Annotated in this window: 28 protein-coding genes; 11 read left to right on the top strand and 17 right to left on the bottom strand. The window is 70.8% G+C overall.

Going from position 1 to position 25,060, the window contains the following annotated elements; all coding sequences use genetic code 11:
* Both ACFFGE_RS09140 and ACFFGE_RS09135 read left to right on the top strand, forming a co-directional pair.
* Positions 1-315 (top strand): hypothetical protein, encoded by a 315-nt coding sequence (locus tag ACFFGE_RS09140; protein WP_376836024.1) that lies wholly within the window; start codon positions 1-3, stop codon positions 313-315.
* The gene (locus ACFFGE_RS09135; RefSeq protein ID WP_376836023.1) at positions 312-689 is read left to right on the top strand and encodes a response regulator; all 378 of its coding nucleotides are present in this window, start codon (positions 312-314) and stop codon (positions 687-689) included. The genes ACFFGE_RS09140 and ACFFGE_RS09135 overlap by 4 nt, the downstream gene beginning before the upstream one ends.
* On the opposite strand, the gene ACFFGE_RS09130 is transcribed toward ACFFGE_RS09135, so the two are convergent.
* The gene (locus ACFFGE_RS09130) at positions 667-2,163 is read right to left on the bottom strand and encodes a spinster family MFS transporter (protein WP_376836022.1); all 1,497 of its coding nucleotides are present in this window, start codon (positions 2,161-2,163) and stop codon (positions 667-669) included. The two genes, ACFFGE_RS09135 and ACFFGE_RS09130, sit on opposite strands and share 23 nt — an antisense overlap.
* 112 nt (positions 2,164-2,275) lie before the next feature.
* Positions 2,276-4,531, bottom strand: a complete 2,256-nt coding sequence (locus ACFFGE_RS09125) for a TonB-dependent receptor (RefSeq protein WP_376836021.1) — start codon at positions 4,529-4,531, stop codon at positions 2,276-2,278.
* A gap of 181 nt (positions 4,532-4,712) precedes the next feature.
* Between ACFFGE_RS09125 and ACFFGE_RS09120 the strand changes: the two genes are divergently transcribed.
* The gene (locus tag ACFFGE_RS09120) at positions 4,713-5,423 is read left to right on the top strand and encodes a TetR/AcrR family transcriptional regulator (RefSeq protein WP_376836020.1); all 711 of its coding nucleotides are present in this window, start codon (positions 4,713-4,715) and stop codon (positions 5,421-5,423) included.
* Here the strand turns inward: ACFFGE_RS09120 and ACFFGE_RS09115 are convergent.
* Positions 5,420-5,866, bottom strand: a complete 447-nt coding sequence (locus tag ACFFGE_RS09115) for a DUF2141 domain-containing protein (protein ID WP_376836019.1) — start codon at positions 5,864-5,866, stop codon at positions 5,420-5,422. The genes ACFFGE_RS09120 and ACFFGE_RS09115 overlap by 4 nt on opposite strands.
* 107 nt (positions 5,867-5,973) lie before the next feature.
* On the opposite strand from ACFFGE_RS09115, the gene ACFFGE_RS09110 reads away from it, so the two are divergent.
* Positions 5,974-6,690 (top strand): LytTR family DNA-binding domain-containing protein, encoded by a 717-nt coding sequence (locus ACFFGE_RS09110; RefSeq protein WP_376836018.1) that lies wholly within the window; start codon positions 5,974-5,976, stop codon positions 6,688-6,690.
* Positions 6,691-6,694: 4 nt separating this feature from the next.
* On the opposite strand, the gene ACFFGE_RS09105 is transcribed toward ACFFGE_RS09110, so the two are convergent.
* The 3 genes from ACFFGE_RS09105 to ACFFGE_RS09095 all read right to left on the bottom strand — a co-directional run bounded on the left by ACFFGE_RS09105 (position 6,695) and on the right by ACFFGE_RS09095 (position 9,195).
* Entirely contained in the window at positions 6,695-8,170 is a 1,476-nt protein-coding gene (locus ACFFGE_RS09105; protein ID WP_376836017.1) for a carotenoid oxygenase family protein, read from the bottom strand.
* An 11-nt stretch (positions 8,171-8,181) separates the two neighbouring features.
* Complete coding sequence (locus tag ACFFGE_RS09100) at positions 8,182-8,610, bottom strand: DUF2141 domain-containing protein (RefSeq protein WP_376836016.1); 429 nt, start codon at positions 8,608-8,610, stop codon at positions 8,182-8,184.
* 171 nt (positions 8,611-8,781) lie between these two features.
* A complete protein-coding gene (locus ACFFGE_RS09095; RefSeq protein WP_376836014.1) occupies positions 8,782-9,195 on the bottom strand; it encodes a metallopeptidase family protein in 414 nt (137 codons plus the stop codon).
* An 85-nt stretch (positions 9,196-9,280) separates the two neighbouring features.
* On the opposite strand from ACFFGE_RS09095, the gene ACFFGE_RS09090 reads away from it, so the two are divergent.
* Positions 9,281-11,602 carry a sensor histidine kinase gene (locus tag ACFFGE_RS09090; protein ID WP_376836013.1) on the top strand — a complete coding sequence of 774 codons (2,322 nt, stop codon included), beginning with the start codon at positions 9,281-9,283 and terminating at the stop codon, positions 11,600-11,602.
* A 76-nt stretch (positions 11,603-11,678) separates the two neighbouring features.
* Positions 11,679-12,524 carry an HAD family hydrolase gene (locus tag ACFFGE_RS09085; protein ID WP_376836011.1) on the top strand — a complete coding sequence of 282 codons (846 nt, stop codon included), beginning with the start codon at positions 11,679-11,681 and terminating at the stop codon, positions 12,522-12,524.
* Positions 12,525-12,528: 4 nt separating this feature from the next.
* Here ACFFGE_RS09085 and ACFFGE_RS09080 read toward each other — a convergent pair whose 3' ends face one another.
* On the bottom strand, positions 12,529-13,389 hold the full coding sequence (locus tag ACFFGE_RS09080; protein WP_376836010.1) for an MBL fold metallo-hydrolase: 861 nt from the start codon (positions 13,387-13,389) through the stop codon (positions 12,529-12,531).
* A gap of 68 nt (positions 13,390-13,457) precedes the next feature.
* On the opposite strand from ACFFGE_RS09080, the gene ACFFGE_RS09075 reads away from it, so the two are divergent.
* Genes ACFFGE_RS09075 through ACFFGE_RS09065 form a run of 3 tightly spaced genes read left to right on the top strand, consistent with a single transcriptional unit; the run spans position 13,458 to position 15,100 of the window.
* On the top strand, positions 13,458-13,778 hold the full coding sequence (locus ACFFGE_RS09075) for an ArsR/SmtB family transcription factor (RefSeq protein ID WP_376836009.1): 321 nt from the start codon (positions 13,458-13,460) through the stop codon (positions 13,776-13,778).
* Positions 13,779-13,787: 9 nt separating this feature from the next.
* Entirely contained in the window at positions 13,788-14,315 is a 528-nt protein-coding gene (locus ACFFGE_RS09070) for a rhodanese family protein (RefSeq protein ID WP_376836007.1), read from the top strand.
* A 2-nt stretch (positions 14,316-14,317) separates the two neighbouring features.
* Entirely contained in the window at positions 14,318-15,100 is a 783-nt protein-coding gene (locus ACFFGE_RS09065; RefSeq protein ID WP_376836006.1) for a sulfite exporter TauE/SafE family protein, read from the top strand.
* Here the strand turns inward: ACFFGE_RS09065 and ACFFGE_RS09060 are convergent, their stop codons facing one another.
* From ACFFGE_RS09060 to groES, 3 genes are all read right to left on the bottom strand, one after another.
* A complete protein-coding gene (locus tag ACFFGE_RS09060) occupies positions 15,101-15,433 on the bottom strand; it encodes a PilZ domain-containing protein (RefSeq protein ID WP_376836005.1) in 333 nt (110 codons plus the stop codon). It abuts the gene before it with no gap.
* 515 nt (positions 15,434-15,948) lie between these two features.
* On the bottom strand, positions 15,949-17,592 hold the full coding sequence (gene groL, locus ACFFGE_RS09055; RefSeq protein WP_376836003.1) for a chaperonin GroEL: 1,644 nt from the start codon (positions 17,590-17,592) through the stop codon (positions 15,949-15,951).
* A 111-nt stretch (positions 17,593-17,703) separates the two neighbouring features.
* Positions 17,704-17,991 (bottom strand): co-chaperone GroES, encoded by a 288-nt coding sequence (gene groES, locus ACFFGE_RS09050; RefSeq protein ID WP_376836002.1) that lies wholly within the window; start codon positions 17,989-17,991, stop codon positions 17,704-17,706.
* A 213-nt stretch (positions 17,992-18,204) separates the two neighbouring features.
* Here groES and ACFFGE_RS09045 point away from each other — a divergent pair, with 213 nt between their 5' ends.
* Entirely contained in the window at positions 18,205-18,696 is a 492-nt protein-coding gene (locus tag ACFFGE_RS09045; RefSeq protein ID WP_376836001.1) for a hypothetical protein, read from the top strand.
* 51 nt (positions 18,697-18,747) lie between these two features.
* On the opposite strand, the gene ACFFGE_RS09040 is transcribed toward ACFFGE_RS09045, so the two are convergent.
* Together ACFFGE_RS09040 and pgi are read right to left on the bottom strand one after the other, a co-directional pair.
* Positions 18,748-19,107, bottom strand: coding sequence for a bleomycin resistance protein (locus ACFFGE_RS09040; protein WP_376836000.1), 360 nt, complete (start codon positions 19,105-19,107; stop codon positions 18,748-18,750).
* Positions 19,108-19,117: 10 nt separating this feature from the next.
* On the bottom strand, positions 19,118-20,728 hold the full coding sequence (gene pgi / locus ACFFGE_RS09035) for a glucose-6-phosphate isomerase (RefSeq protein WP_376835999.1): 1,611 nt from the start codon (positions 20,726-20,728) through the stop codon (positions 19,118-19,120).
* 100 nt (positions 20,729-20,828) lie between these two features.
* On the opposite strand from pgi, the gene ACFFGE_RS09030 reads away from it, so the two are divergent.
* Positions 20,829-21,302: a hypothetical protein gene (locus tag ACFFGE_RS09030; protein WP_376835997.1), complete on the top strand. Its 474-nt coding sequence runs from the start codon at positions 20,829-20,831 to the stop codon at positions 21,300-21,302.
* Positions 21,303-21,363: 61 nt separating this feature from the next.
* Here ACFFGE_RS09030 and ACFFGE_RS09025 read toward each other — a convergent pair whose 3' ends face one another.
* The 5 genes from ACFFGE_RS09025 to ACFFGE_RS09005 all read right to left on the bottom strand — a co-directional run bounded on the left by ACFFGE_RS09025 (position 21,364) and on the right by ACFFGE_RS09005 (position 25,027).
* Positions 21,364-21,903 (bottom strand): CC0125/CC1285 family lipoprotein, encoded by a 540-nt coding sequence (locus ACFFGE_RS09025; RefSeq protein ID WP_376835996.1) that lies wholly within the window; start codon positions 21,901-21,903, stop codon positions 21,364-21,366.
* 90 nt (positions 21,904-21,993) lie between these two features.
* Entirely contained in the window at positions 21,994-22,641 is a 648-nt protein-coding gene (locus ACFFGE_RS09020) for a LysE family translocator (protein ID WP_376835995.1), read from the bottom strand.
* Positions 22,642-22,686: 45 nt separating this feature from the next.
* Complete coding sequence (locus ACFFGE_RS09015) at positions 22,687-23,238, bottom strand: hypothetical protein (RefSeq protein WP_376835993.1); 552 nt, start codon at positions 23,236-23,238, stop codon at positions 22,687-22,689.
* Positions 23,239-23,261: 23 nt separating this feature from the next.
* Complete coding sequence (locus tag ACFFGE_RS09010) at positions 23,262-23,726, bottom strand: translation initiation factor IF-2 (protein WP_376835991.1); 465 nt, start codon at positions 23,724-23,726, stop codon at positions 23,262-23,264.
* 74 nt (positions 23,727-23,800) lie between these two features.
* Positions 23,801-25,027, bottom strand: coding sequence for an argininosuccinate synthase (locus tag ACFFGE_RS09005; protein WP_376835990.1), 1,227 nt, complete (start codon positions 25,025-25,027; stop codon positions 23,801-23,803).
* Positions 25,028-25,060 lie beyond the last annotated feature (33 nt).

Below are 25,060 nucleotides of genomic sequence, written 5' to 3'. Positions count from 1 at the left end.
GTGCCGATCGCCGCCGCCCTGGAGGAGATCGCCGGGATCCGGGATGAGCTCGACCGCGCCGCCGACCGGTTGCTGGGCCTCGCCGAGCGCGGGCTTCTGGAGGCGGGACCCGCGGCCGCGCCGATCCTCACCGAGATCCTCGAGGCCTGCGCCTTCGGCGACCTCATAGGGCAGCGGCTGACGCGTCTGGCGAATACGATGTCCGGGGCGCCCGACGGCCGCTCGGACGCGCATCTGCTGAGCGGCCCTTCGTCCAGCGGGCTGGACCAGTCGGCGGCCGAAGCCGCGTTCTCGGAGGGCGCCTCCAGGTCATGAGCCTGCCCTCGACCCGACTGGGACTGAGGTCGGTCGCCGCGCTTGTGGTCGACGACAATCCCCAGGCGCTCGACGTCCTGTCGGCGATTCTCATGGGCTTCGGCGTGAACAAGATCACGCGCTGCCAGAGCGCCGCCGAGGCCAAGACCGCGCTCGCCCGGCAGGTGTTCGATCTCATCATCGTCGATTGGGAGATGCCCGAGCAGGTGGCACACCGAAGCGCTTCAGGTGCACGTGGCGGCGCTGAAGGTTCTGGCCTCGCGCCGGGACGTGCCCGAGGCCGAGCTGTCGGCCATGCGCGAGCACCTGGCGGAGATGCGGGCCAGGATCCTCGAAGCGCCCCGCTGAGCCTCAGTCGATCCAGTCGCGCTTGAGGGTCCGCGAGGCGCCGATCAGCAGCAGGGCCGCCAACAGGTAGAAACCCATGCCGGTGTAGATGGCCCAGCGCAGGCTCTCCTCGCCGAAACGGGGCGCCAGCAGATCGCTCATCCAGCCGAAGTAGTAGAAGCCGACGGCGATCCCCAAGAGGTTGTTGATCAACAGGAACAGCGCGGAGGCCGTCGAGCGCATGGGCGCGGGCACGAGGTGCTGGATGGAGGCGGTGATCGGCCCCAGCCAGGCCAGGTTCAGACCGGTGGGGATCAGGAAGATCAGGAAGGCCAGCACCAGCTGCTGGGTCTGGCTGCCGCCGCCCGGCAGCACCAGCCCGATCAGGGTCGGGGCGTTCATCGCCGCGATGAACAGGGGCGCCGAAATCAGGAAGGCGACGGCCGGCACCAGGGGATAGGCCCCCTTGCCGCGCCTGGCGGTCTTGTCGGCGATCATGCCGCCCAGCCAGATGCCTAGCATGCCGCCGATCAGGGCGATGCCGGCGTAGTACCAGCTGACCTGGGTCAGGGTCAGATCGAAACTGCGCATGAAGAAGAGCGGCAGCCAGCCGGCCACGCCGTAGCCGCACACGGACGAGGAGGCGGCGCCGAGCGCCAGCAGCCAGAAGCTGCGTTTCCTCGCCACGACCGAGGCGGCCGCCTTGGCGATGCGAACCGAGACGCCGATGACCAGGGCCAGAAGGCCGGCGAAGGCGAGAACGAGCGGTTGGCCGACGGCCACGCCCGCGACCTGGCCGAGCGCCGCCAGGGCGAACAGCCCGAGCGACAGGCCGATCAGGCCGAGCGCGATCTTGCGGCCCAGGCCGTCGTCGGCCGTCGTCGGCTCCGCCCCCGCCCCGGCCGGCTTCACGACGTCGGTCCCCCCGCGCTGGGGGTCGCGCACCGTGAGGCGCAGAAGCGGCGCGACGAGCAGTCCGATCAGGCCGACCACGATGAAGGCCGTTCTCCAGCCGTAGCTGGCCGCCAGAAGCCCGCCCACCAGCGTCCCCGCGGCGGTGCCGAGCGGGATGCCGAAGGCGAAGGCCGCGAGCGCGCGCGCCCGCTGGCTCGGCGGGAAGTAGTCCGCGATCAGCGAATAGGCCGGGGCCACGCCGCCCGCCTCGCCGATCCCGACGCCCATGCGGAAGAGAAACAGCTGGGTGAACGATCCCGCGACGCCGCACAGGGCGGTGAAGCCCGACCAGACCGCGAGCGCGCCGGTCATGATCCACACCCGGCTCATCCTGTCCGCGAGCCACGCCAGGGGAATGGCCAGGGTCGAATAGACGGAGGCGAAGGCGATGCCCCCCAGAAGCCCGAACTGGCTGTCCGACATGCCGAACTCGGCCTTCAGCGGCGCCGCCAGGATGCCGATGATCTGTCGGTCCAGGAAGTTCAGCATGTAGACGAGGATCAGGACCGCCAGCACGTAGTAGCGGTATCCGGGGCGCTCGATGCGGGCGGCCTCGCCTTGGCTCATGGCGTTTCCTCGTCTTTATGGTTGGCGTGACCGTAGCCGCGCCGGGCGCGGTCGCAAAGAGAAAGGGCGGCGACCGTCGAGCCGCCGCCCTCCATCAGGCCTGGTCCCGCGATCAGTAGCGGGCGGTGAACTTGACCATCCAGGTGCGCGGCGCGCCGTAGTAGGCCGTGCGGATGCCGCCGACCGAGGAGAATTCCTGGGCGTCGGTGCGGTAGACCTCGTCGGTCAGGTTCTGGCCGTACAGACCAACCGTGTAGCGATCCGTCGGGTCGTCCCAGACGACCCGGGCGTCATAGAGGTAGTAGTCGTCCTGGAACATGCCGGGCAGCTGCACCGTGCTGTTCACCGCCGTGTTGTCCACCGCCAGCGCCATGCGCGAGCGGAAGCGCATCGAACCGCCGAAGGTCAGGTCCGAACCGTTCGCCAGCTCGACCACGTACTGGGCGCCGTAGCGGGCGGTCCAGCTCGGCGAGAAGGCCGGCTCCTGGAAGGCGCGGCTGCCGCCCGTGGCGGTGAAACGGGCGTCGTTGAACTCGCCGTACTCCGCGTCCAGGTGGCCGAGCTGAAGGTCGAAGGTGAAGGAGTCCGTCACCGCCCAGACGGCGTCGAACTCAGCCCCCCAGATCTCGAGCTCGCCGGCGTTGATGACCGACAGCACCGCGACCGGCAGGTTGGTGACGGGGTCGTTCTCGACGCCCGACACCCGCGCCTGGAAATCCTGGTAGTCGGTCGTGAACAAGGCGAGGTTGAAGCGCAGGCGACGGTCCTGGGTCGAGCCCTTGAGGCCGAACTCCCAGCTGTCGGCCGTCTCCGGCTCATAGGCCGTGGCCTCCGACGCGCTGTTGGCGCGACCGTTGAAACCGCCCGATTTGAAGCCCTGGGCGTAGCGCGCGTAGACCATCAGGTCGGGCGTCAGCTGATAGTCCGCCGAGGCCATGATCGAGGTGTCGTCATACTCGCCCGTCGGCGGCGCGAAGGGGAAGGTCGCGTTGAAGGCGGGCAGGGCGCTGAAGAAGGTCGAGGTGGTGCGGACGTAATCCTTCTCCTCCTCGGTGTAGCGCACGCCGGCCGAGAGCCGCAGGGCCTCGGTCGCCTGGAAGGTGACGTTGCCGTAGGCGGCGCGCGACGTCGTCTCGAGCGCGTCGTCGATGGTGCGCAGGAAGCCGGAGTTCAGGAACAGCGGCCCCAGCAGGTCGTCCGCATAGGCCTCCTGGTGCGAACTCACGTCTTCCTTGAGATAGTAGAGGCCGCCGACCGCCGTGATCGGCCCGGAGACGTAGGTCGCCTGCAGCTCCTGGCTGAACTGCTCCTGGTCCACCGCCACCAGCGCCGAGGTCACCTCGCTGGGCGTGGCGTCGAAGTCGATGTAGTCGTCGGTGTTCAGCTTGCGGAAGGCGGTGATGGAGCGGAGCGTCAGGCTGTCGCTCACGTCCCAGGCCGCGTTCAGCGCCAGGCCCCGGGATTCCAGCCGGGTTTCGTTCGGCAGGTCCGGGTCCACCGAGGTCTCGAAGTTGTACTCCGGCAAGGGGGACGGAATGGCGACGATCACCTGCCCGCTGGAGCCCACCAGGCTGTTCGTCGCCTGACCGACCACGAGGCCGGCGTCGTCGCGGGAATAGTCCGCCGTCAGGTCGATCCGCAGGTTCGTCGCCGGATCCCAGGCCAGGGCGGCGCGCACCGCGACGGTGTCCTTGTCGTTGTACTCCCGGCCGGTGATCGGGTCGGTGACGTAGCCGTCGCGGGTCGAACGCAGCGCCGAAAGGCCGAAGGCGAGCCCGTCGGTGATCGGGCCGGAGACCGCGCCCTGGACGTCGATCAGATTGTAGTCGCCATAGGCGATGGAGCCGCGCGCTCGGAACTCGTCGCCGGGCCGCCGCGACACGAGCTTGAGCGCGCCGCCGATGGTGTTCTTGCCGTAGAGCGTGCCCTGCGGCCCGCGCAGCACCTCGACGCGCTCGAGGTCCAGGAGGTCGAACTGAGTGCCCCGGATGCGGCTGTAGTAGACGTCGTCGACATAGACGCCGACGGCCGGGTCGAAGGTCTGCAGCGCGTCCGGCTGGCCGACGCCGCGGATGTAGATGTTGGTGGCGTTCGAGGAGCCGCGGCCCTGGACGATGTTCAGGTTCGGCACCTGGCCCTGCAGGTCGGTGACCTGTTGCGTCCCCGCGCGCTCCAGCGTCTCGCCCCGGAAGGCGCTGATGGACAGCGGCGTGCGCTGCAGCGACTCCTCGGTCCGGCGGGCGGTGACCACGATCTCCTCGACGGTGGTCGCCTGATCCTGCGGAACGGCCTGAGCCAGGGCGGGCGCGCCGAGCACGCCCCATGCGGCGCCGGCGAGCAGCGCGGATTTCACGGCGATCTTGAGCATCTGTTGCCCCTTCCTGAAGACGTTTACCCCGATGGACGCGAATTTATTCAGCGTTCAATGATTTTGCGCGGAAGCTACGCGCTTTCTCTGGTCTGTCAAATGAAGGACGCGTCACGGTCGCATCCGCGGCGCGGCTGTGGCGCCTTTGCAAAGGCGTCGATCCGGGGCTTAGCTGTCGGGAATGAGTGAAGCCGCGCCGAAGACCGTCCGCAGGGGACGCCCGCCCAAGGTTCGCGACGGCGCCGGTCCGGCCCCCGTCGAGACCCGCGAAAGCATCCTGGACGCCGCGGAGGACCTGTTCTCCAAGCACGGCTTCTATGGCGTGACCATCCGCGAGGTGGCGCGCGAGGCGGGCGTCGATACGGCGCTGGTGCACTACTATTTCGGCGCCAAGCGCGGCCTGTTCGACGCCGTCTTCCTCCGGCGGGCCGAAATCTGGAACAACGAGCGGGTGGCGGCCATCGATCGCTATGCGCGCGAGGCCGGGACGGCGATGACGGTGGAGGGACTGCTCGAAGCCTTTCTGCGCCCGCCGTTCGAATGGTCGCTGAAGGGCGGCCCGGGATGGAAGCACTACGCCGCCCTGGTCGCCCAGACCAACGCCCAGCCGGTCTTCGGCGGCGAGATCATGGCCCGCTACTTCGACCCCGCCATCCGGCGGCTGATCGAGCTTCTCAGGCGCGTCCTGCCGGAGGCGCGCGACGAGGACCTTTACTGGGCCTGGCACAATCTGTCCGGCGCGCTGACCCTGACGCTCGGCGAGACGGGACGCCTGGACCGGCTGTCCGGCGGCCTTTGCCGGTCGGGCGACCTGGACACGGCCGGAGATTACATGGTGCGGTTCGCCGCCGCCGGTTTCCGCGCGGTCTGCGGCGGACGCGGGGCGGCCTAGTGCAGGCGGATCGCCTGTCGCGCGCCGTCGGCGCCCAGGGTGAAGGCGGCCTGTTCGAAGCGCGGCGGTCCGAAGCGTCCCCGCGCGTTGTTCGAGAAACCGTACGCCTCACGCGGCAATCCGACGGGCCAGAGGGTCAGTCGCCCGTTCTCGTCCGCGTCGTGAAACACCGCCACCGAGTACCGGCCGGGCGGCAGATCGCTGAAGACGACGCGGGTCACCGGGCCGGCCGGCCGCACGCGTCGCGTGGCCTTGGCCTCTTCGGCGTCGGGAAAGCCGGCGCCCTCCTCGAACACGGCGACCGCGATGCGGCCCTCGGCGCCCTCGGCGCAGGCGATCTCGAGCGTCAGCGGACCGGCGGTCCTGGGCTCGGTCGTGAAGCCGGCGCACAGGGCGGCGCTCGCCGCGACAAGGCAGGCCGCGAAGCGACGCGAAACCGTCATGGGTTCCCCCGAACCTGTAAGCTGCACATCGTTTCAGGAGTGACACATTGACGCGCCCCGGTCCAGCCGCGCCGAGCCGTTCCCGGTCCCGCTTCCTGTCAGAGGACATGCGGGGCGTGCTGGTCTCCGGGATCGCCGGTCTGTTCCTGGCCTACACCGGCGCGTTCGGGACGATCGAGGCGCCCCTGGGGCTGCGGCTGGTCTACTGGGTCGCGGTGCTGGTGGGGGGCGCGGTCTGGGCCACCGCCTGCACGCGGGTGACGGAGCGGTTCGTCGACCTGGACGACCGGCCGTGGCTCGAGATCGCGGTCCTGACCGCCGTCATTTCGGGGCCCTTGACGGTGGCGGTCTGGTTCGTCACCGGCCTGGCGTTCACGGGCCGCGTCTATGACCTGGCGGTCCTGCCCTACATGCTTGGGCCGGTGGCGGCGGTGACGGTGGTGGTGACCGCCGTCAACGTCTTCCTGTCGCGGGTGGTCCAGACCCACGCCACGCCCGGGATCGCCGCGCCGGCGGCCTTTCTCGATCGCCTGCCGCCGAAGCTGCGTGGAGCCCGGCTTCTGGCCGTGCAGTCGGAGGACCACTACCTGCGGCTTCACACCGACCGGGGTTCGGACCTGATCCTGATGCGGCTCTCCGACGCCCTGAAGGAGCTGGAGGGCCTGGAGGGCGCGCAGACCCATCGCAGCTGGTGGGTGGCGCGGGACGCCGTGCGGGATGTGGCGCGGGGCGACGGTCGCGCCACCCTGACGCTGGACGGCGGCGTGCGCGCCCCGGTCAGCCGACGGCACGGCCGCGCCCTGCGCGCCGCCGGCTGGTACTGAGGCGTCAGGCCGTCCAGGCCCCATGAAATCCGGCCGGCACGGCGACGTCCGCCCGCCAGGTGGCGACAGGTCCGTCGGCGACGCGCGCGGCGTCAAACACGTGCAGCTCGGTGACGCCATCCTTCAGATTGATCGACGGTCCGATCAGCCAGGCGTCCCGCTCGCCGCCGCCGGGCTTGGGCGCGAACACCATCTCCTCGACCAGATGGTCGTCGCCGAAGTCGAAGGCGTCGGAAAGGCCGGTCGACCAGTCGCGCACCGCCAGGCCCGACGGCAGGGGCCGCCCGCCGTCCTCGCCCGCGACGTGAGCCGTCAGGTCGCGGCGCAAACCGGAGCGCCGCGGATCGGCCTTCGGAAACTCCGCGGCCAGGCCGGTGTCGAAAAGCTCGCCGCGTCCGTCCGGCCGCAGCGTGACCAGCGCCAGTCGCGCCGGCGCGATGTCGGGCCGGGCGACGCCGCGCAGCAGGTCGGCGGCGCCCTCGACGCCGAAGCGGGGATCGTCCGAGGCGGCGGTGTCGAATCGGATCGTCCCGTCCGCGTCCTCCCAGGCGTCGCCCAGGTGGAAGTGCGAGAACGCCGGCAGCTCGAAGGTACGGCGACGGCCGAGGTCGTCCTTGTCCACGACCAGGATCGCGGTCCCCATCTCCGGCAGCCACTCCAGACCGGCGGCGTAGGGGATGCGCTGCGAGGTGAAGACCCACGGCTGGAGCACGAAGATCAGGTGGCGGGTCGTGGCGGTGAAGTCGTGCAGATAGCTGGCGCGCGGCAGGCGGATGACCTCCGCGGACTTCAAGGCGCCGTCGACGCCGAGCCGCCAGACGATCGCGCGGTCGCCCGCCAGTCCGATGTTCCAGACGTCTCCGTTCGGATCGGTCCGGGGGTGGGCCTGGAAGGGCATGCCTTTCAGATCAGGGCGCAGGGTGACGAAGTCGCGCGTGGCCAGCGTCTCGGCGTCCATAGCCAGGGGGGAGCCGGCCTCCCACAGGGCCCAGACCGCGTCCCCGACGCGCATCACCGCCGTATTGGCCGCATTCGCGTCGTCGGGCGAACCGAGCCGGGCGCGCGGGTCCGGGGGCGTGGCGAAGCCGGGGGTGACGACGGCGTCCAGCTCTGTCTCGTGACGGCGCTTCGGCGTGTCGGCGAAGCGAGCGGCCAGGGTGGCGTGGCCGTCCTCGATGCGAAACCGCCGCATCAGCCCGTCGCCGTCGAACCAATGGCCGCTGGAGCCGCCCGGACGGTGGAACTTGGCCGGACCGTTGCGATACAGGCTCCCGGCCAGACCTCGCGGCGCTCGGCCGTGGACCAGCCGCATCGCCTGCTCCGGCACGTCGCCTTCGAGATCGGCGACCGCCAGGGTCCAGTCGTGGGCGCGGGCTCCGGCCACGGTCTGGGCGATAGCGGCGCGGGCGACCTCGGGCGTGACGACCGAGGCCGACAGGGCGGCGCAGCCGGTCAGGAAGGCGCGACGGGAGGCGTTCATGGCGAAGATCCTCAGCGCAGACGGATGGTCTGTTCGACGGCGCCGTTCACCTCCACGCCGGCGCGGTCCCAGCCGGCCGGCCCCATGTTGCCGACGGCGTTGTTGGTGAAGGCGTAGGGCTCCACCGGCTGGCCGAACGGATTCATGTTCATCTGGCCGTCGCCGTTGACGTCGTGGAACATCTTGGCGGCGTAGCGCCCGGCCGGCAGGCCCTCGAACACCGCGACCGGATCGCCGGAGGCGTCCACCATGACCTGGCGGACGGGCGCGCCCTGGCCGTTGTAGGCGGCCGGGGAGTCGAACAGGGCGATCATCACTTGGCCGCTACGGGCGCCGAGATCGAGGTTCAGGCGCAGGCTGCCGTCGGACGGCTCGGCGATCACGGGCGCGGCGGCTGCCGCCGCCGCGATCATCAGGGGCAGGAGAATTGAGCGACGCATGGTTCAGGCTCCGTGGAGAGAAGCCCGACCGCCGGGCTCCGATGACCGGACCCTGAAGGCGTCCTCCCCGGCTCGCCAGCGCCTCTTCGCGAGCCGCCGCTCCGGTTTCGCCGACGACCGGTCGCGACCGTTGGCGATGCGCGAACGAACGCCCTCTCGCGCCGGCGACCGTCAGTCCGCGGCGTCCTCGATCCGGTCGATGTCGTCGTCGGACAGGCCCAGATGGTGGCCGATCTCGTGGATGAGGACATGGGCGATCAGGTCCGACAGTCCGACATCGCCGCGCTCGGCCCATTCGTCGAGGATCGGACGCCGGTAGAGGAACACCCGCGACGGCTCCGGCGCCGACCCAAGACCTTCGCGCCGGGCCAGGTCGACTCCGCTGTAGAGCCCCGTCAGCTCGAACGGATCCTCCATGCCGAACTCCGCCAGGGTCTGTTCGTCGGGGAAGTCGTCGACGCGGATCACCACCTCCCCGGCCGCCGCCCGGAACGGCGCCGGCAGGGCGTCGAACGCGGCGCGCGCGAGGCGGGCGAAGTCGTCGAGGGAGGGGGCCGGGGCGTGGTCGAAAGGCTGTTCGGACATGGCCTCGATATCGCGTGCGGCGGGTCTGGCCGCAATCGGCCGCGCATGGGTTATGGTGAACGCGCGCGATTCGGCGGAACGGCGGATGATGGCGGAAGCGGAGCTGGCCTATGTGGCGGCGGCGGGGGCGAGCGGCCTGGCCGTGGCCGTGGCCGCCTGGGCTTGGCGGCTGAGCCGGCGCGCGGCGGCGGTGGAGGCCGAGCTGGCCCGCCGCACCCTGTCGCAGGACACGCGACTCGCCGAGGCGGAAGCCGCGCTCGTCGCCTTTCCCGACCTCCGGCTGCGGCTGGATGCGCTCGATCGCGACGAGACCGGCCAGGTCCCGCCGGCGGCGCTGGCGGAGATCGGCCGGCGCATGGGGGTCGCGCCTGGGGCCGGCGTCGGCGAGGTCCTGGCGCGACTGGGCGCCGTGCGGCCCCGTCTCGAACGGCTGGCGGCGGAGGGCGAGCCCTTCGAGGCGCGGCTGACAGGGCCCGGCGGCGCGGTGGCGTTGGAGGGTCGCGTCGAGGGCGGCGTCGCCTGGCTTCGTCTCGCGCCGGCGGGCCCGCCGTCGACCGCGAACGGCGCCGAGGGCGAGGCCGAGTCCAGCCTCGCCGGGCGGGCGGCGGTCCTGGCCCCGGCCCCGACCTGGACCGTGGATCCCGGCGGCCTTCTGACCTGGGCGAACGACGCCTGGCTGGAGGAGACCCGGCTGACCCTGGCGGAGGCGAGGGGGCGGCCCGGCGGCTTCGACCGGGGCGTCGACGCCATGGTCGCCGAGGCGGCGCGCAGCGGGGTGCGTCAGGAGGGCTTTCGCTGGACCGCCGGCGGCGGGCGCCGGCGGGCCTGGCGCATCGTCGCCGAGCCCCTGCCGCTAGAGGCGGGCGGCGGCGCCCTCGCCTGGGCGCTGGACGCCACCGAGGCGGAGGAGACGCGCGACACCCTGCGCCGCCACGTCGAGGCGCACGACGAGACCCTGAACCACCTGGGCGACGCGGTCGCCATCTTCGGCCCGTCCAAGCGGCTGGCCTTTCACAACACGGCCTTCCAGCAGGTGTTCGGCCTGGACCCGGCCTGGCTGGACGAGCGGCCCACCCACGCCGAGCTGCTGGATCGGCTGCGCCAGCGCCGTCAGCTGCCCGAGACCTCGGACTACGCCGCCTTCAAGGCCAAGGAGCTCGACTTCTACGGCGCGGCCGAGGCGTCGCCGGACGACAGCTGGTCCCTGCCCGACGGCCGCACCCTCCGCATCGTGCGCCAACCGCACCCGTTGGGCGGCCTGCTGGTGATCTTCAGCGACATGACCGACGAACTGAAGCTCAAGAGCCGCTACAACGCCCAGATCCAGGTCCAGCGCGCCACGCTCGACAAGCTGAACGACGCCGTGGCGGTGTTCGGCTCGGACGGGCGGCTTCGTCTGCACAACGAGGCGTTCGAGCGATTCTGGGGCGTGAGCGGCGACGCCCTGGCCGACGCCGGAGACTTCGACGCGGTGGCCGCGCTCTGCGTCGACGTCCTGCCCGATCCGACCCTGTGGCTGGGGCTGAAGGCGCGGGTCGCCGATCCCGATCCGGAGAGCCGCGTGCCCATCGCCGGCGAGAACCGCACCGCCGACGGCCGGCTGGCGGCCTGGCTGACGCGTCCCCTGCCCGACGGCGCCACGCTGGTCGCCTTCTCGGACGTCACCGCGCGCCACGAGCTGGAGCGCGCCCTGATGCAGCGCGAGGCGGCGCTGGCCGAAAGCCAGGCGCTGAAGCGCGAGTTCGTCGGCAGCGTCTCCTATGAGCTGCGCACGCCGCTCACCACCATCGTCGGCTATTCCGAGCTTCTGGAGCACACTCCCGATCTGCCCGAGCGCAGCCGCCAGCACGCGGGGGCGATCCGGGTGGCGGCGGCCCAGCTGGCCCGCTCGATCGACGACGTGCTGGACATGGCCCAGATCGACGCCGGGGAGATGGAGCTGGCCCGCGCCCCCGCTTCCCTCGCCGGTCTGATCGCCGCCGCCGCCGACAAGGCCCGGCCGAGGATCGAGGGGCGCGGCGCGACCTTGAAGGTTCAGGCCGACCGGGGGCTCGGCGACCTCGACATCGACGGACGCCGCATCGGCCAGGCGCTGGACCACCTGCTCGACAACGCCGCCTCGGCGGTGTCGGAGGGCGGCGAGGTGAGCCTGTCCGCGCGACGCGACGCGACGGGCGTCGCCATCACGGTCGAGGATACGGGGCGCGGCATCCCGTATCACCTGCAGCCCAACGTCTTCGATCGTTTCGTGCGGCGCGAGCGCGGCGGTCCCGGTGTCGGCCTGGCGTTGGTCAAGGCCATCGCCGAGCTGCACGGCGGTCGCGCCGAGGTGCGCTCGGAGCCCGGTCGCGGCGCCGCCTTCACCCTTCATCTGCCGGCGCGGGCGGCGGTCGAGGACGCGGCATGAAGGGTTAGGGCGTAGGTCTGGCGGAGGAACCGCGCTATGGCCTTCCCCGACGCCCCCAGCTCCGCGCCCCAAGCCAATGCTCAAGACCGCCCTGATCTACGACTTCGACGGCACCCTCGCCCGCGGCAACATGCAGGAGGTGACCTTCATCCCCTCGGTTGGGATGGGCGTCGGCGACTTCTGGGCCGAGGCGGACCGGCTGACCCGCGACGCCGACGGCGACAACATCCTGATGTACATGCAGCTGATGCTGCAAAGGGCGCGCGAGAACGGCGAGCCCGTCACGAAGAAGGCGCTGCGCGAGCACGGCGAGGACGTGAAGCTGTTCGACGGACTCAAGTCGGACCTGACCGGCCCGGGCTGGTTCGAGCGGATCGACGCCTTCGGCGCCCGCTACGGGTTGGAGATCGAGCACTACATCATCTCCGCCGGGCTGGAGGAGATGATCGACGGCTGCCCGATCCGGCCGGCGTTCCGGCACGTCTTCGCCAGCCACTACGCCTACGACCGCGACGGGGTGGCGGTATGGCCCGCGGTGGGGGTCAACTACACCACCAAGACCCAGTATCTGTTCCGCATCAACAAGGGCGTGCTGAACCACTGGGAGCATGACAAGATCAACCGCTTCATCCCCGACGACGTGCGGCCGGTGCCGTTCGAGCGGATGATCTTCCTGGGCGACGGCGACACCGACGTGCCGACCATGAAGATGATGCACACCAAGGGCGGCTTCTCGATCGCGGTCTACGACCCCAGGAACTCCGCCCGCGACCAGGCGAAGCTCTATTCGCTGATCTCGGAGGACCGGGTGAACTTCGTGGCCGCCGCCGACTACCGTGAGGGGTCGCCGCTGGACCTGATCGTCAAGGGGCTGATCGGCCGGATCGCGGTCAACGCCGGGCTGATGCCGGCCGGGGACTGACGCCTCAGATCGCGTTCAGCGGGGTCTTCAGGAAACGCTTGCCGCTCGCTTCGGGCTCCGGCAGGGCGCCCGCCCGGATGTTCACCTGCAGCGACGGCAGGATCAGCTGCGGCATGCCCAGGCTGGCGTCGCGCGCCTGGCGCATGGCCACGAAGTCGTCCTCGCCCCGTCCGCCGCCCACATGGATGTTTCCAGCCTTCTGGGCCGCCACCGTCGTCTCCCACCGGTAATCCGTCCGTCCAGCCGGCAGATAGTCGTGACCGACGAAGACGCGGGTCTCGTCCGGCAAGGCCAGGATGCGCTGGATCGAACGATAGAGCGTGCGCGCGTCCCCGCCGGGGAAGTCGCAGCGCGCGGTGCCGTAGTCCGGCATGAACAGGGTGTCGCCCACGAAGACCGCATCTCCGATCCGATAGCTGACGCACGCGGGGGTGTGGCCGGGCGTGTGCATCACCTCGACCTCCAGCTGGCCCAGGGGAAAGCGGTCTCCGTCGGCGTAGAGGCTGTCGAACACCGCCCCGCCCGGATCCGCGACGTCGAACAGTTGGGCGAAGGTGGTCTGCACGCGGTCGATGCGCGCGCCGATGCCGATCTGGACGCCCCGCGTCCGGCGGATCTCGTCGGCCGCGGTGAGGTGGTCGGCGTGGGCGTGGGTCTCGAGCACGCGCTCGAGCCTGAGACCCTTCCGGTCGATCAGCTCGAGGATCCGGTCCATGGACCGTGACGATGTCCGGCCGCTGGCGGGATCGAAGTCCAGCACGGGATCGATGATCAGGGCGGCGCCGGACTCCGCGTCGGCGACGACGTAGGTGACGGTGTGGGTCGCGGGGTCGAAGAGGCCCTCGACGGAGGGTGAGCGGGTCATGGAAGGCTCCTTTCCCCGCCGATTTAATTAGTAGTTGCTAATTTAGCAAGAGCGAATATATTCGGCTCATGATCGACCTCGCCGTCATGCCGCTAGAGCGTTTTCAGGCCAGCGCCGCCGAGGCCGCGCGCCTGCTCAAGGCGCTGTCCAACGACAAGCGGCTGATGATCCTGTGCCAGCTCGGCGGCGGCGAACGCGCCGTCGGCGAGCTGATCCCGCTCGTCGGCCTGTCCCAGTCGGCCCTGTCGCAGCACCTCGCGGTGCTGCGCGAGGAGGGGCTGGTGGCGACCCGCCGCGAGGGGGTGTCGATCCGCTACCGCATCGCCGATCCGGCCGTGGTGAAGATCATCGCCGCCCTCGCCGAGATTTACTGCCCGCCCGAAGCCTGAGGTTCCCCAATGACCACCCTCGCCCCCCTGCCGCCCGCCGCCGCCCTCGACCTCGTCCGTGAGGGCCGCGCGGTGATCGTCGATGTGCGCGAACCCGACGAGATCGCGCGCGAGGCCATTCCAGGCGCCCTCGCCGCGCCCCTGTCCGCGCTGGAGACCGCCGACCTCGCCGCCACAGCGGGCCGCACGGTGATCTTCACCTGCCGCTCCGGCGCCCGGACGCAGGCCCATTGCGCGCGGCTGGCGGCGCGGGTCTCCGGGCCGGCCCATGTGCTCGAGGGCGGCCTCATGGCCTGGAAGGCGGCGGGCCTGCCGACCCGCGTGAACGCCAAGGCCCCGATCGAGCTGATGCGCCAGGTTCAGATCGCGGCGGGCGGGCTGGTCCTGATCGGGGCTGCGCTCGGACTTCTGGTTCACCCGGCCGGCTGGGCCCTGTCGGTTTTCGTTGGCGCCGGACTGCTGACAGCGGGCATCACCGGGTTCTGCGGCATGGCCCGGTTGCTCGCGGTCATGCCCTGGAACCGCCAGGCGGCCTGAGGATGTCCCTGACGCTGCTCCAGCTCGCCCTCGCCGCTCTCAGCGGCGCAGCCGTGGCGCTTCTGCTCAGCGTCTTCGGCGGCGGGGGATCCGTGCTCGCCGTGCCGCTGCTGCTCTATGTGGTGGGGGTCCGGGATCCGCACGCGGCGGTCGGGGCCTCCGCCGCCGGCGTCGCGCTGAACGCGCTGACGGCGCTGGCCGGGCACGCCAGGGCGGGGCGGGTCCGGTGGGGCCCCGCCACCGCCTTCGCGCTGTTCGGCGTGGTGGGAGCCTGGGGCGGCGCGACCCTCGCCCAGCGGATCGACGGTCGATCCTTGCTCCTGGCCTTCGCGGCGGCGATGGCGGCGGTGGGGCTGGCGATGCTGAGACCGCAGACGGCGGCGGACGCGGGCGACATCCGGTTGAACCGTCGCTCGGCGCCTCGTCTCGTCGCGGCGGGCCTCGGCGTAGGCGCCGCGTCGGGCTTCTTCGGCATCGGCGGCGGCTTTCTGATCGTGCCCGGCCTGATGACGGCGACCGGCATGGGGCTGGCCCTGGCGCAGGCGTCGTCGTTGGTCAGCGTCTTCGCCTTCGGGACGACCACCGCCGTGACCTACGCCGCCTCCGGCTGGCTGCAGCCGGACCTGATCCTGGCCATGGCGGCGGGCGGGGTCGTCGGCGCGGCGGCGGGCCTGCCGCTGGCCGCGCGGTTGGGCCGCAACGCGACGCTCGGCCGGCGGCTGTTCGCCGGTCTGATCGTGCTGACGGCGATCTATGTCGCGTTACGGGCGCTCGCCGGCGGCTGATCAGCGCCCGCCGGCGCGCAGCCAGGCCTCGCGCGCGAGGGTCAGCCGGGCCGGCGTCAGGCCCCTGAGCGACGCCTTGGAGATGATGGTGAACCCCGCCTCCATGCCCTCGCGCCAGCGCACCTGGACATCATAGACGGCGGCCTCGACGACATCGACGACCATGGCCCGCTCCGGCGGGGCCGCCGCCCGGTCCAGCCGCACCCTAAGGCCCTTGTCCGACAGGTCGGTGATGACGCAGGCGACCTCATAGCCCGGCGCGCTGACCACGCCCCTGAGATTCACCGGCCGCCGCGGCTCGCCGCGACGGTCGTCGGTCCGTTTGAAGATCATGAGGACGTCGCTTCGACCATGGGGCCGGGAGCCTTACCCGTCCGCCGGGCGGTCGTCCACGCCGCGGCCGGTCGTGCGGGAGCCGCCTCGGCCGCGGCGCGAAAGGGCGCCGGACGCGACCCGACCTCCGAGACGAGCCGCGGCCTCAGGACAGGATCACGATCAGCGCGATCACCGGCGTGCCGACGATCAGTCCGACCGAGACCCCGATCCAGAACCGGTCGGGCTCCTTCGAGAACGTCATGGCGCAGACCCCTATGGTTTCGTCCGGAATCCTAGCGCCAGGCTCGGACGAAAAGAAGGGCGGGCCCGTCGCCGGACCCGCCCTCCGCGTTCAGTCTAAGCGGAGCGTCGGACTTAGAAGTCCATGTCGCCGCTGGATCGGCTTCGTGCCGATCCAGCCACGTCATGATGATGGGCGCTTATGGACTTCTTCTTAGAAGTCCATGTCGCCGCTGGATCGGCTTCGTGCCGATCCAGCCACGTCATGATGATGGGCGCTTATGGACTTCTGCTTAGAAGTCCATGTCGCCCATGCCGCCCATGCCCGGGCCGCCGGCCGGAGCGGCCGAGGGCTTCTTCGGGGCGTCGGCGACGGCGGCTTCCGTGGTGATCAGGATGCCGGCCACGGAGGCCGCGTCCTGCAGGGCGGTGCGCACGACCTTGGCCGGGTCGATGACGCCCATCTTCACCAGGTCGCCATACTCTTCCGTCTGGGCGTTGAAGCCGAAGTTGGCGTCGGCGTTCTCAAGCACCTTGCTCACGACGATCGAGCCCTCGACCCCGGCGTTCTCCGAGATCTGACGGATCGGCGCCTGCAGGGCGCGGCGGATGATGGCGATGCCGGCGTTCTGGTCGGCGTTGACGCCGGTCAGGCCGTCCAGCGCCTTCGACGCCTTCAGCAGCGCGATGCCGCCGCCCGGGACGATGCCTTCCTCGACCGCCGCACGGGTGGCGTTGAGGGCGTCGTCGACGCGGTCCTTCTTCTCCTTGACCTCGACCTCGGTCGAGCCGCCGACGCGGATCACCGCGACGCCGCCGGCCAGCTTGGCCAGACGCTCCTGCAGCTTCTCCTTGTCGTAGTCCGAGGTGGTGTCCTCGATCTGCTTCTTGATCTGCGAGATGCGGCCCTCGATGGCCTCCTTCTCACCGACGCCGTCCACGATGGTGGTGTCGTCCTTGGTGATGGTGACCTTCTTGGCCCGGCCCAGCATGTCGAGGGTGACGTTCTCGAGCTTGATGCCCAGGTCTTCGGAGATGACCTGGCCGCCGGTCAGGACGGCGATGTCCTCCAGCATGGCCTTGCGGCGGTCGCCGAAGCCCGGCGCCTTGACCGCCGCGACGCGCAGGCCGCCGCGCAGCTTGTTGACCACGAGGGTGGCCAGGGCCTCGCCCTCGATGTCCTCGGCGATGATCAGCAGCGGACGACCCGACTGCACCACCGCTTCCAGGATCGGCAGCATGGTCTGCAGCGACGACAGCTTCTTCTCGTGCAGCAGGATCAGCGGCTCGTCGAGCTCGGCCTGCATCTTGTCGGCGTTGGTGATGAAGTAGGGCGACAGGTAGCCGCGGTCGAACTGCATGCCTTCGACGACGTCCAGCTCGGTCTCGGCGGTCTTGGCCTCCTCGACGGTGATGACGCCCTCGTTGCCGACCTTCTCCATGGCCTTGGCGATCATCTCGCCGACCTCGGTGTCGCCGTTGGCCGAGATGGTGCCGACCTGGGCGATCTCGGAGTTGGCCGAGACCTTCTTGGAGTTGGCCTTGATCTCCTCGATGACCACGGTCACGGCCTTGTCGACGCCGCGCTTCAGGTCCATCGGGTTCATGCCGGCGGCCACGGCCTTCAGGCCTTCCTGGACGATCGACTGCGCCAGGACGGTGGCGGTGGTGGTGCCGTCGCCGGCCTTGTCATTGGTCTTGGACGCCACCTCGCGGATCATCTGGGCGCCCATGTTCTCGAAGGCGTCCTCCAGTTCGATCTCCTTGGCGACCGAGACGCCGTCCTTGGTCGACCGCGGGGCGCCGAAGGACTTCTGGATGACGACGTTGCGGCCCTTGGGGCCCAGGGTGACCTTCACCGCGTTGGCGAGGACGTTGACGCCGCGCAGCATCTTGTCGCGCGCGTCGGTGTTGAAGTTGACGACTTTAGCGGCCATCGGGCTGCTCCTTTGAATGAGTGCTATTGAAGAGTGAGCGAGGAGTGAGCAACGAGTGAGCAGGAAGTGAGCAATAGAAGCTCACTGGCACTGTTCACTTTTCACCAAGCCTCAGCTCAGGACGCCCAGGACGTCCGATTCCTTCATGATGATCAGGTCTTCACCGTCGATCTTGACCTCGGTGCCCGACCACTTGCCGAACAGGATGCGGTCGCCGGCCTTCAGCTCCAGCGGATTGACCTTGCCGGAGTCGTCACGCGCGCCGGGGCCGACGGAGACGACTTCGCCTTCCTGCGGCTTCTCCTTGGCGGTGTCGGGGATGATGATCCCGCCCTTGGTCTTGGATTCCTCTTCCACGCGCTTCACCAGCACGCGGTCTCCGAGAGGACGAAACGCCATCTGTGGTTCTCCCATTGGGGTCAGTCATTGAGGCCCTCCCGAGCAGGCTTAGCAGCCGCCCCCCGAGAGTGCTAACGGCGGGCAGATAGGGGCCTGTCCACGGGCCGTCAAGCGCCGCTGCGCCACGAAGATGAACCCGAGATGAACCGCCGCCGCCGGCCGTGTTCAGGACGCGGTCGCTACACTGCGGGAAAGACTTGAGAGGAGACCGCCATGACGAAGACGAACCTGCCGACCCGGCTGGCGCTCGCCGGCGTCGCCGCCGTCGCGATGTTCGCCGCCACGCCTGCGGCGGCCCAGTACTACGACCGTTATGATCGTTACGACCGCCATGATCGCGATGACGACGACGGCGAGGATGTGCTCGTGGGCGCCGCCGTGGGCGCGCTCGCGGGCGCCATCATCGGTCAGGGCGACGGCCGCTACGTCGCCGGCGGCGCCCTGGCCGGCGCGGCCATCGGCGCCGCGTCGAACGACGACGACCGCCGCTACCACAGCCGCTACGGCTACAGCTACGGCTACGACAACTATCGCCGGGGCGACTGCGGCTACTGGCGCGACGGCCGCTGCTGGCGCAACCAGGGCCATTGGGAGCGTGAGCACGGCATTAACAGCCGCGACGGCTACGACCGGTGGGAGCGCCGCCAGTACCGTCGCAGCGACCGCTGGGAGCGCCGCGACTACCGCCACGATCGCCGCTGGTGACACCCCGACATTCCTCCCCCACACGCTCCGCTATGGGGGAGGAATGTCGATCTAGTTCTGGATCAACCGGATCAGGCTGCCGTCGAGGTCGACCATGTAGCCGATGCGAAGGCCGGAGGGCTCGACCTTCGGCGGGTGCAGGCGCGGCCAGCCCTGGGTCGTTTCGGGAAGCCCGGCGGCGCGACAGGCTGCGTACAGCGTCTCCAGATCGTCGACCCTGAGGCAGCAGGAGAAGCTGCTCTGCGCCGGGTCGAGGTCCGGGTAGGGGAAGAACTCCAGCTTGAGGCCGCCGCGCTCCAGGATCATCCAGCCCGGGCCGCGATAGGTCGGCTCGAAGCCGATGGCGCCGTAGAAGCGCGCCGTCGCGTCCGGATCGCGCATCGGCAGGTTCGGCGTGGCGTGGTCGGCCATGGCGGGTCCCCTACAGCAGCCGGGTCAGCAGGTCGGCGGTGGACGGATCGAGGGCGTCCGACGGGGCGCCCGACGCCACGTCCTTCAGGATCGCCTTGGCCAGCACCTTGCCCAGCTCCACGCCCCACTGGTCGAAGCTGTTGATGTCCCAGATCACGCCCTCGACGAAGGTCTTGTGCTCATAGAGCGCGATCAGGGCGCCCAGCGCCTCCGGCGTCACCGCCTCCATCAGGATCGTGGTCGAGGGCCGGTCGCCGGGGAAGGTCTTGTGCGGCGCCAGCCGGTCGGCCTCCGCCTCCGTGGCGCCGGAGGCGATCAGTTCGGCGCGGGCGTCGGCCTGGCTCTTTCCGATCATCAGGGCCTGCGCTTGAGCCAGCGCATTGGCCCACAGCGGCGCCTCGGACCCATGCTCATGGCTACGCCGCGCCACCACGAACTCGGCGGGAACCACCATCGGGCCCTGGTGGATTTGCTGGAAGAAGGCGTGCTGGCCGTTGGTGCCGGGCTCGCCGAACACCACCGGACAGGTCTGGCGCGTCACGACGTCGCCGTCGCGGGTCACGCGCTTGCCGTTCGACTCCATCTCCAGCTGCTGCAGGAACGACGGCAGGCGGCGCAGCCCGTGGGCGTAGGGGGCGACCGTGCGCGCGGGGCGGCCCAGCGCGTCGACGTTGACGATCTGGGCCAACGCCATCAGCACCGGCGCGTTGGCCTGAAGGGGCGCCTCGACGAAGTGCCGGTCCATGGCCTCGGCGCCCTTCAGGAAGCGGTCGAACACCTCCGGCCCCAGGCCGATGACGCAGCTGAGCGACACCGCCGACCACAGCGAATAGCGCCCGCCGACCCAGTCCCGGAAGGCGAAGGTGCGCCCGCAGCCGAAAGCTTGCGCCCGCTCCGGCGCCGCCGTGACGCCGATGAAGTGCTTGTCGCGTCCGGCCTCGGGCAGGGCCGCCGCCAACCAGGCCTTGGCGATCTCGGCGTTGGCCAGGGTCTCCTGGGTGGTGAAGGTCTTGGACACGACGATCACCAGCGTCGTCTCGGGATCCAGCCCCGTCAGGGCCTCGGCCATCTCCCGCGGGTCGATGTTGGCGACGAAGCGGACGTCGATGGCCGGCTCCAGCGGCCGCAGCGCGTCCCACACCAGCCGAGGTCCCAGGTCCGACCCGCCGATGCCGACGTGGACCACGGCCGTGAACGCCTTGCCCGTGGCGCCGGTCTCGGCTCCGGAACGCACCGCCTCGGCATAGGCGGCCATGTCGGCGCGGGTCGCCTCGACCTCGGCCGACACCGGCTCTCCCAGCGCCCGGAAGTCCGCACCGGTCGAAGCCCGCAGCGCCGGATGCAGCACCGCCCGGCCTTCGGTCAGGTTCACCGCCTCCCCGCTGAACAGGCGTGCGCGGGCGCCCTCCACGTCCATGACGCCCGCCAGGTCGAAGGCGGTCTCCAGCGTGGCGCGGTCCCAGCTCTGCTTGGACAGGTCCAGATGCAGGCCGGCGGCCTCGAGAGTCAGGCGGGACAGGCGGTCGGGCTCCGCCTCGAACAGGCGGGCGATGGGGGTCTGGACCGCGCGCGCGGCCGCTTCGGTCAGCCGGGTCCAGGCGGCGTCGGCGTCGGATCGCATCGAAGGCTCCGGGCGAAAGGGTCAACGGCTCGTTTACGGGCTGGGCGTAAGCCGGTTCAACGGCGATTCGTCACCCTCGCCATCAAACATGGAGTCCGCCATGTCCTGCGGCGCCGTTCTCGCCCTCGCGCTCCTGACCTCCGACCCCGCCGTGGCCGCCTCGCTGGGAGTCGTCCCCGCCGCGCCGGACGCGCCGGTCGCGGTGGCCGAAGAGCCGCTGTTCCGCGACATCGTCGCGCGGGCCGGCGGGCTGAAGGCCCGGGTTGAGGCCTGGGCCGCCGACGGCGCGGCGCTGGCGGCCGACTTCCCGGCCGGTTCCGAGTTCCAGGCCTTCAAGGCCGATACCGCCGAGCTGGCCCGGCTCGACATGCAGGCGCATCTGGTTCTCGCCGAGCGGGACGTGGACGGCGACCTGAAGTGCATCCTGCGCGGCATCTCCGAGGACCTGCCGGTGCGGATCGCCGCGGTGGAGGCCTCGCAGGGACCGGAGCGGGCGGTCGCCCTTTCCGAGCTGGTCCACCTGCTGGACGACAACGTGGCCGTCATCACCGCCCCGCCCCCACCGGCGGCCTGACGCCGGAAAAAAGGGCCTCCCGCGAACGGAAGGCCCTGACATCGTCAAACGTGCGCGCGCCTTACATCGGCCGACGCGGCACCCGACCCGACAGGTTCTGGATCACCTCGCGCGCGTCGAAGGCGTTGGGGTCGCCCGCCGGCTTCGGGCCGCGCCCCATGATGATCTCGGCCGACGCCTCGTAGCGATCGATCTGGCGGTAGTCGATGTCCGGGCCCCAGGGATCGAACGGGCGCCAGTAGCCGCGATGGTAGTAGCGCCAGAAGGGCGACCAGTAGGGGCTGTAGCGGTCATAGGCGAACGGGTCGGGCCGGCCGACCAGACGGGTGTCGCGGTCGGTGGCGCGGTTCACGGTGGCGAACCAGTCGTAGCCGTCGCCGACGGTCAGCTCTGCGGCGCGAAGCAACAGCCCCATCTCCACCTGCTCGCGCGAGGTGACGGAGTTGCCGGCGAAGGTGACGCGATAGCGGTCGCTCTCCAGCCGGGTCTCGGAATAGCCGCCGACGCCGCGGCCTTGGGCCGGACCGTAGGCGGTGGGGGTGGCGCAGGCGCCGACGGCCAGAGCGGCGGCGGCGACGGCGGCCAGGGCGGTGGCACGCATGCGGAAGACTCCTCGAAAGACCCCTGTCGTCATGAGCTTAACATGGGCAACGCCGGCTCGTCGCGCATCGTTCCTCGACGTGGCGCCGGGTCACAGCCGCGTGAGGATCAGGAGCGAGGCCAGCAGCAGCAAGGCGCCCGTGACGACGTCGAACCCGCGCTGAAAGCCCGGCCGGCTCATCCACACGGCCAGCGCCGCGCCGCCCAGCCCGTAGGCGCTCATGCTCATGAGGTCCATGCCGATGGTCCCGGCGGCGAACAGTCCCAGCTGCGGCGCCGCCGCGCGCTCGAGGTCCAGGAACGGCGGCAGCACGGCGGTGAAGAAAAGCACCGCCTTCGGGTTCAGGATCTGCACCATGAACCCGTCCAGCAGCGCGCCGCGGTTCCGGCGCGGCGTCTCGGCGGCGATCTCGGCGCGCACGTCCCGGCCGGCCGGGCGCCTCGCCCGCCAGATCGCGCCGAGACCCAACCAGGCCACATAGGCCGCTCCCAGGACCGAGATGATCCGGAAGGCCGCCGGAAAGGCCGCGATCAGGGCCCCGAGCCCGAGGGCGGCGGCGGCGAACCAGACCAGGGTCGCCGCGTTCATCCCGACCACGGCGGCCAGCGCGGCGCGCGGTCCGCGCGACATGCCGGTGGCGACGGCGAAGATGTTGGCGGGGCCCGGCGTGATCGCCAGCACCGCCATGACGCCCAGAAACGTCAGATAGAGGCCGGGATCGACGGGCAGGGCGGACATGGCCGCGCTGTGGCGCTCGGCCGTCGCTCCGTCAAGCGAGGCGACCTATTCGGCGGCGCGCGCCTCCGCCCCGGCGGCGGCGAGCTCGGCCTGCATCTCGGGCTGAGCGACTTGCGTCTCGGCCTGAGCGGTCGCGATCTCGGCGGCGGCGGCCTGGAGCTCGGCTCGCATCTCGGCCATCGCGGCCTCCACCTCGGCGGCGATCTCCGGGTTGTCGAAGGCGACGCCCGCGAGCGCGTTCTCGACCATCGCCTCGATGTTCATGGTGGCCAGCATGTTCGCGGCGACGTTCACGCCCAACTCGCCGGCCCCGGCCGCATAGGCCTGGAGCTGGGGCTGGAACTCGGCCCAGGCCGCCTGCCAGCGCGCCTGGCGCTCCGCCTGCGGCAGGGAGTCGTCGACCAGGGACTGGGCCGCCTCGGCGAACGCCTCCGCCCGGCGCTCGAACGCCCCGTCCTCGGCGCTGTCGATGGCGCGCTCCATCGCGCTGGGCTGATAGCCCGGCAGGGTGTGGCGGGTCTCCACCGGCGCCTCCTGCGCCAGAACGGGCGTGGCGGCGAGGGCGGCGGCGATCAGGGCGGCGAGGGTGCGGCGCATGTCGGGGTCTCCGAGGGGGCCGGTCAGGAGGCCGGGGCGGCGGGGGCGTCGGGCGCGTCGGCGGCCTGTTCGACCTGGGCGCGCACCAGGGCGGGCACGCCCTGGATCTGGGTGACGGCGGCGCCGATGCCGGCCATGACCGCGTCCCGCTGCTCGGCGGGGATGGCGGCCGCCTGGCGGTCGACGAAGGCGCGCAGATCGGCGGCGAAGGCGTCGGCCTCGGGCTGGTAGCGGGCGACGATGGCGTCCAGTTCGGTGGCGCGGCGCGCGCGGTCTGGCCCGGCGGCCTCGACGGCGGCGTTCATCTCCTCGACCATCCGCTCGATCTGGCCCTCGAACGCTTCGGCCCGCGCCTCGAAGGCGGCCTCGGCGGCGGAGTCCGGCGCGGTGGGGGCGGCGGCTTCGGGAGCGGGCTGCGCGGCGGGCTCCTGGGCCAGCACGGGCGAGGCGGTCAGGGCCGCGGCGGCGGCGATCAGGATCAGGCGCATGGTCGAACTCCGTTCGTTGTCGAAGGCCAACCTGCGCCCGACGCCCCGCCAGGCCAAGTGAATACGCGGTAAGGTCAGCCGCGCCGGTCGCGGCGCGCCAACACCCGCAGACGCAGCGCGTTCAGCTTGATGAAGCCCTCGGCGTCGCGGTGGTCATAGGCCACGGCGCCTTCCTCGAAGGTCACCAGCTCCTGGTCGTACAGGCTCTGGGGGCTCTCGCGGCCGATCACGGCGACGTTGCCCTTGTAGAGCTTGACCCGGACCACGCCCTCGACCCGCTCCTGGCTCTTGTCGATGGCCGCCTGCAGCATCTCCCGCTCCGGCGCGAACCAGAAGCCGTTGTAGATCAGCTGGGCGTACTTGACCGCCAGCTCGTCCTTCAGGTGCATCGCCCCGCGATCCAGCGTGATCGACTCGATCCCCCGATGCGCGGCGAGCAGGATGGCGCCGCCCGGGGTCTCGTAGACGCCGCGCGACTTCATGCCGACGAAGCGGTTCTCGACCAGGTCCAGACGGCCGACGCCGTTGTCGTGGCCCAGCTGGTTGAGCCTGGTCAGCAGCGCCGCCGGCGACAGGCGCTCGCCGTCGATGGACACCGCGTCGCCCCGCTCGAAGCCGATCTCGATGACCGTCGCGGCGTCGGGCGCGTCCTCAGGGCTGATGGTGCGCTGGTGCACGAACTCCGGCGCCTCGACCGCCGGATCCTCCAGCACCTTACCCTCTGACGACGAGTGCAGAAGGTTGGCGTCCACGCTGAACGGGGCGTCGCCGCGCTTGTCCTTGGCGATCGGGATCTGGTGCTTCTCGGCGAAGTCGAGCAGGGCCTCGCGGCTCTTGAAATCCCACTCGCGCCACGGGGCGATCACCCGGATGTCGGGCTCCAGCGCATAGTAGCCGAGCTCGAAGCGGACCTGGTCGTTGCCCTTGCCGGTCGCGCCGTGACAGACGGCGTCGGCGCCGACCTGACGGGCGATCTCGATCTGGCGCTTGGCGATCAGCGGCCGGGCGATCGAGGTGCCGAGCAGGTACTGGCCCTCATAGACGGTGTTGGCCCGGAACATCGGGAAGACGAAGTCCCGCACGAACTCCTCGCGCAGGTCGTCGATGAAGATGTTCTCGGGCCTGATGCCCAGCTTCAGCGCCTTCTCGCGCGCCGGCCCCAGCTCCTCGCCCTGGCCCAGGTCGGCGGTGAAGGTCACGACCTCCGCGCCGTACTCGGTCTGCAGCCACTTCAGGATGATCGAGGTGTCCAGGCCGCCGGAATAGGCGAGCACGACTTTCTTGGGCGGCGACGGGGTCACGGGCGGTATCCTTCAGAGAACGCGGGCCATCGG

This window comes from Brevundimonas balnearis, assembly GCF_042434805.1.
GTDB classification, from domain to species: Bacteria; Pseudomonadota; Alphaproteobacteria; order Caulobacterales; family Caulobacteraceae; genus Brevundimonas; species Brevundimonas balnearis.
The sequence above is the reverse complement of the archived record's forward strand: the minus strand, read 5'-3'. Positions and strand labels throughout refer to the sequence as shown.

Bases quoted from the DNA above. Each gene is read 5' to 3' on its own strand.
- groL (WP_376836003.1), bottom strand. From the start codon at position 17,592: ATGGCCGCTAAAGTCGTCAACTTCAACACCGACGCGCGCGACAAGATG.
- ACFFGE_RS09095 (WP_376836014.1), bottom strand. From the start codon at position 9,195: ATGTCCGAACAGCCTTTCGACCACGCCCCGGCCCCCTCCCTCGACGAC.
- ACFFGE_RS09070 (WP_376836007.1), top strand. From the start codon at position 13,788: ATGACCACCCTCGCCCCCCTGCCGCCCGCCGCCGCCCTCGACCTCGTC.
- ACFFGE_RS09025 (WP_376835996.1), bottom strand. From the start codon at position 21,903: ATGCGTGCCACCGCCCTGGCCGCCGTCGCCGCCGCCGCTCTGGCCGTC.
- pgi (WP_376835999.1), bottom strand. From the start codon at position 20,728: ATGCGATCCGACGCCGACGCCGCCTGGACCCGGCTGACCGAAGCGGCC.
- ACFFGE_RS09045 (WP_376836001.1), top strand. From the start codon at position 18,205: ATGACGAAGACGAACCTGCCGACCCGGCTGGCGCTCGCCGGCGTCGCC.
- ACFFGE_RS09060 (WP_376836005.1), bottom strand. From the start codon at position 15,433: ATGATCTTCAAACGGACCGACGACCGTCGCGGCGAGCCGCGGCGGCCG.
- ACFFGE_RS09015 (WP_376835993.1), bottom strand. From the start codon at position 23,238: ATGCGCCGCACCCTCGCCGCCCTGATCGCCGCCGCCCTCGCCGCCACG.
- ACFFGE_RS09130 (WP_376836022.1), bottom strand. From the start codon at position 2,163: ATGAGCCAAGGCGAGGCCGCCCGCATCGAGCGCCCCGGATACCGCTAC.
- ACFFGE_RS09065 (WP_376836006.1), top strand. From the start codon at position 14,318: ATGTCCCTGACGCTGCTCCAGCTCGCCCTCGCCGCTCTCAGCGGCGCA.
- ACFFGE_RS09030 (WP_376835997.1), top strand. From the start codon at position 20,829: ATGTCCTGCGGCGCCGTTCTCGCCCTCGCGCTCCTGACCTCCGACCCC.
- ACFFGE_RS09105 (WP_376836017.1), bottom strand. From the start codon at position 8,170: ATGAACGCCTCCCGTCGCGCCTTCCTGACCGGCTGCGCCGCCCTGTCG.
- ACFFGE_RS09085 (WP_376836011.1), top strand. From the start codon at position 11,679: ATGCTCAAGACCGCCCTGATCTACGACTTCGACGGCACCCTCGCCCGC.
- ACFFGE_RS09040 (WP_376836000.1), bottom strand. From the start codon at position 19,107: ATGGCCGACCACGCCACGCCGAACCTGCCGATGCGCGATCCGGACGCG.
- ACFFGE_RS09100 (WP_376836016.1), bottom strand. From the start codon at position 8,610: ATGCGTCGCTCAATTCTCCTGCCCCTGATGATCGCGGCGGCGGCAGCC.
- ACFFGE_RS09110 (WP_376836018.1), top strand. From the start codon at position 5,974: ATGCGGGGCGTGCTGGTCTCCGGGATCGCCGGTCTGTTCCTGGCCTAC.
- ACFFGE_RS09135 (WP_376836023.1), top strand. From the start codon at position 312: ATGAGCCTGCCCTCGACCCGACTGGGACTGAGGTCGGTCGCCGCGCTT.
- ACFFGE_RS09115 (WP_376836019.1), bottom strand. From the start codon at position 5,866: ATGACGGTTTCGCGTCGCTTCGCGGCCTGCCTTGTCGCGGCGAGCGCC.
- ACFFGE_RS09075 (WP_376836009.1), top strand. From the start codon at position 13,458: ATGATCGACCTCGCCGTCATGCCGCTAGAGCGTTTTCAGGCCAGCGCC.
- ACFFGE_RS09090 (WP_376836013.1), top strand. From the start codon at position 9,281: ATGATGGCGGAAGCGGAGCTGGCCTATGTGGCGGCGGCGGGGGCGAGC.
- ACFFGE_RS09010 (WP_376835991.1), bottom strand. From the start codon at position 23,726: ATGCGCCTGATCCTGATCGCCGCCGCCGCGGCCCTGACCGCCTCGCCC.
- ACFFGE_RS09080 (WP_376836010.1), bottom strand. From the start codon at position 13,389: ATGACCCGCTCACCCTCCGTCGAGGGCCTCTTCGACCCCGCGACCCAC.
- groES (WP_376836002.1), bottom strand. From the start codon at position 17,991: ATGGCGTTTCGTCCTCTCGGAGACCGCGTGCTGGTGAAGCGCGTGGAA.
- ACFFGE_RS09120 (WP_376836020.1), top strand. From the start codon at position 4,713: ATGAGTGAAGCCGCGCCGAAGACCGTCCGCAGGGGACGCCCGCCCAAG.
- ACFFGE_RS09020 (WP_376835995.1), bottom strand. From the start codon at position 22,641: ATGTCCGCCCTGCCCGTCGATCCCGGCCTCTATCTGACGTTTCTGGGC.
- ACFFGE_RS09125 (WP_376836021.1), bottom strand. From the start codon at position 4,531: ATGCTCAAGATCGCCGTGAAATCCGCGCTGCTCGCCGGCGCCGCATGG.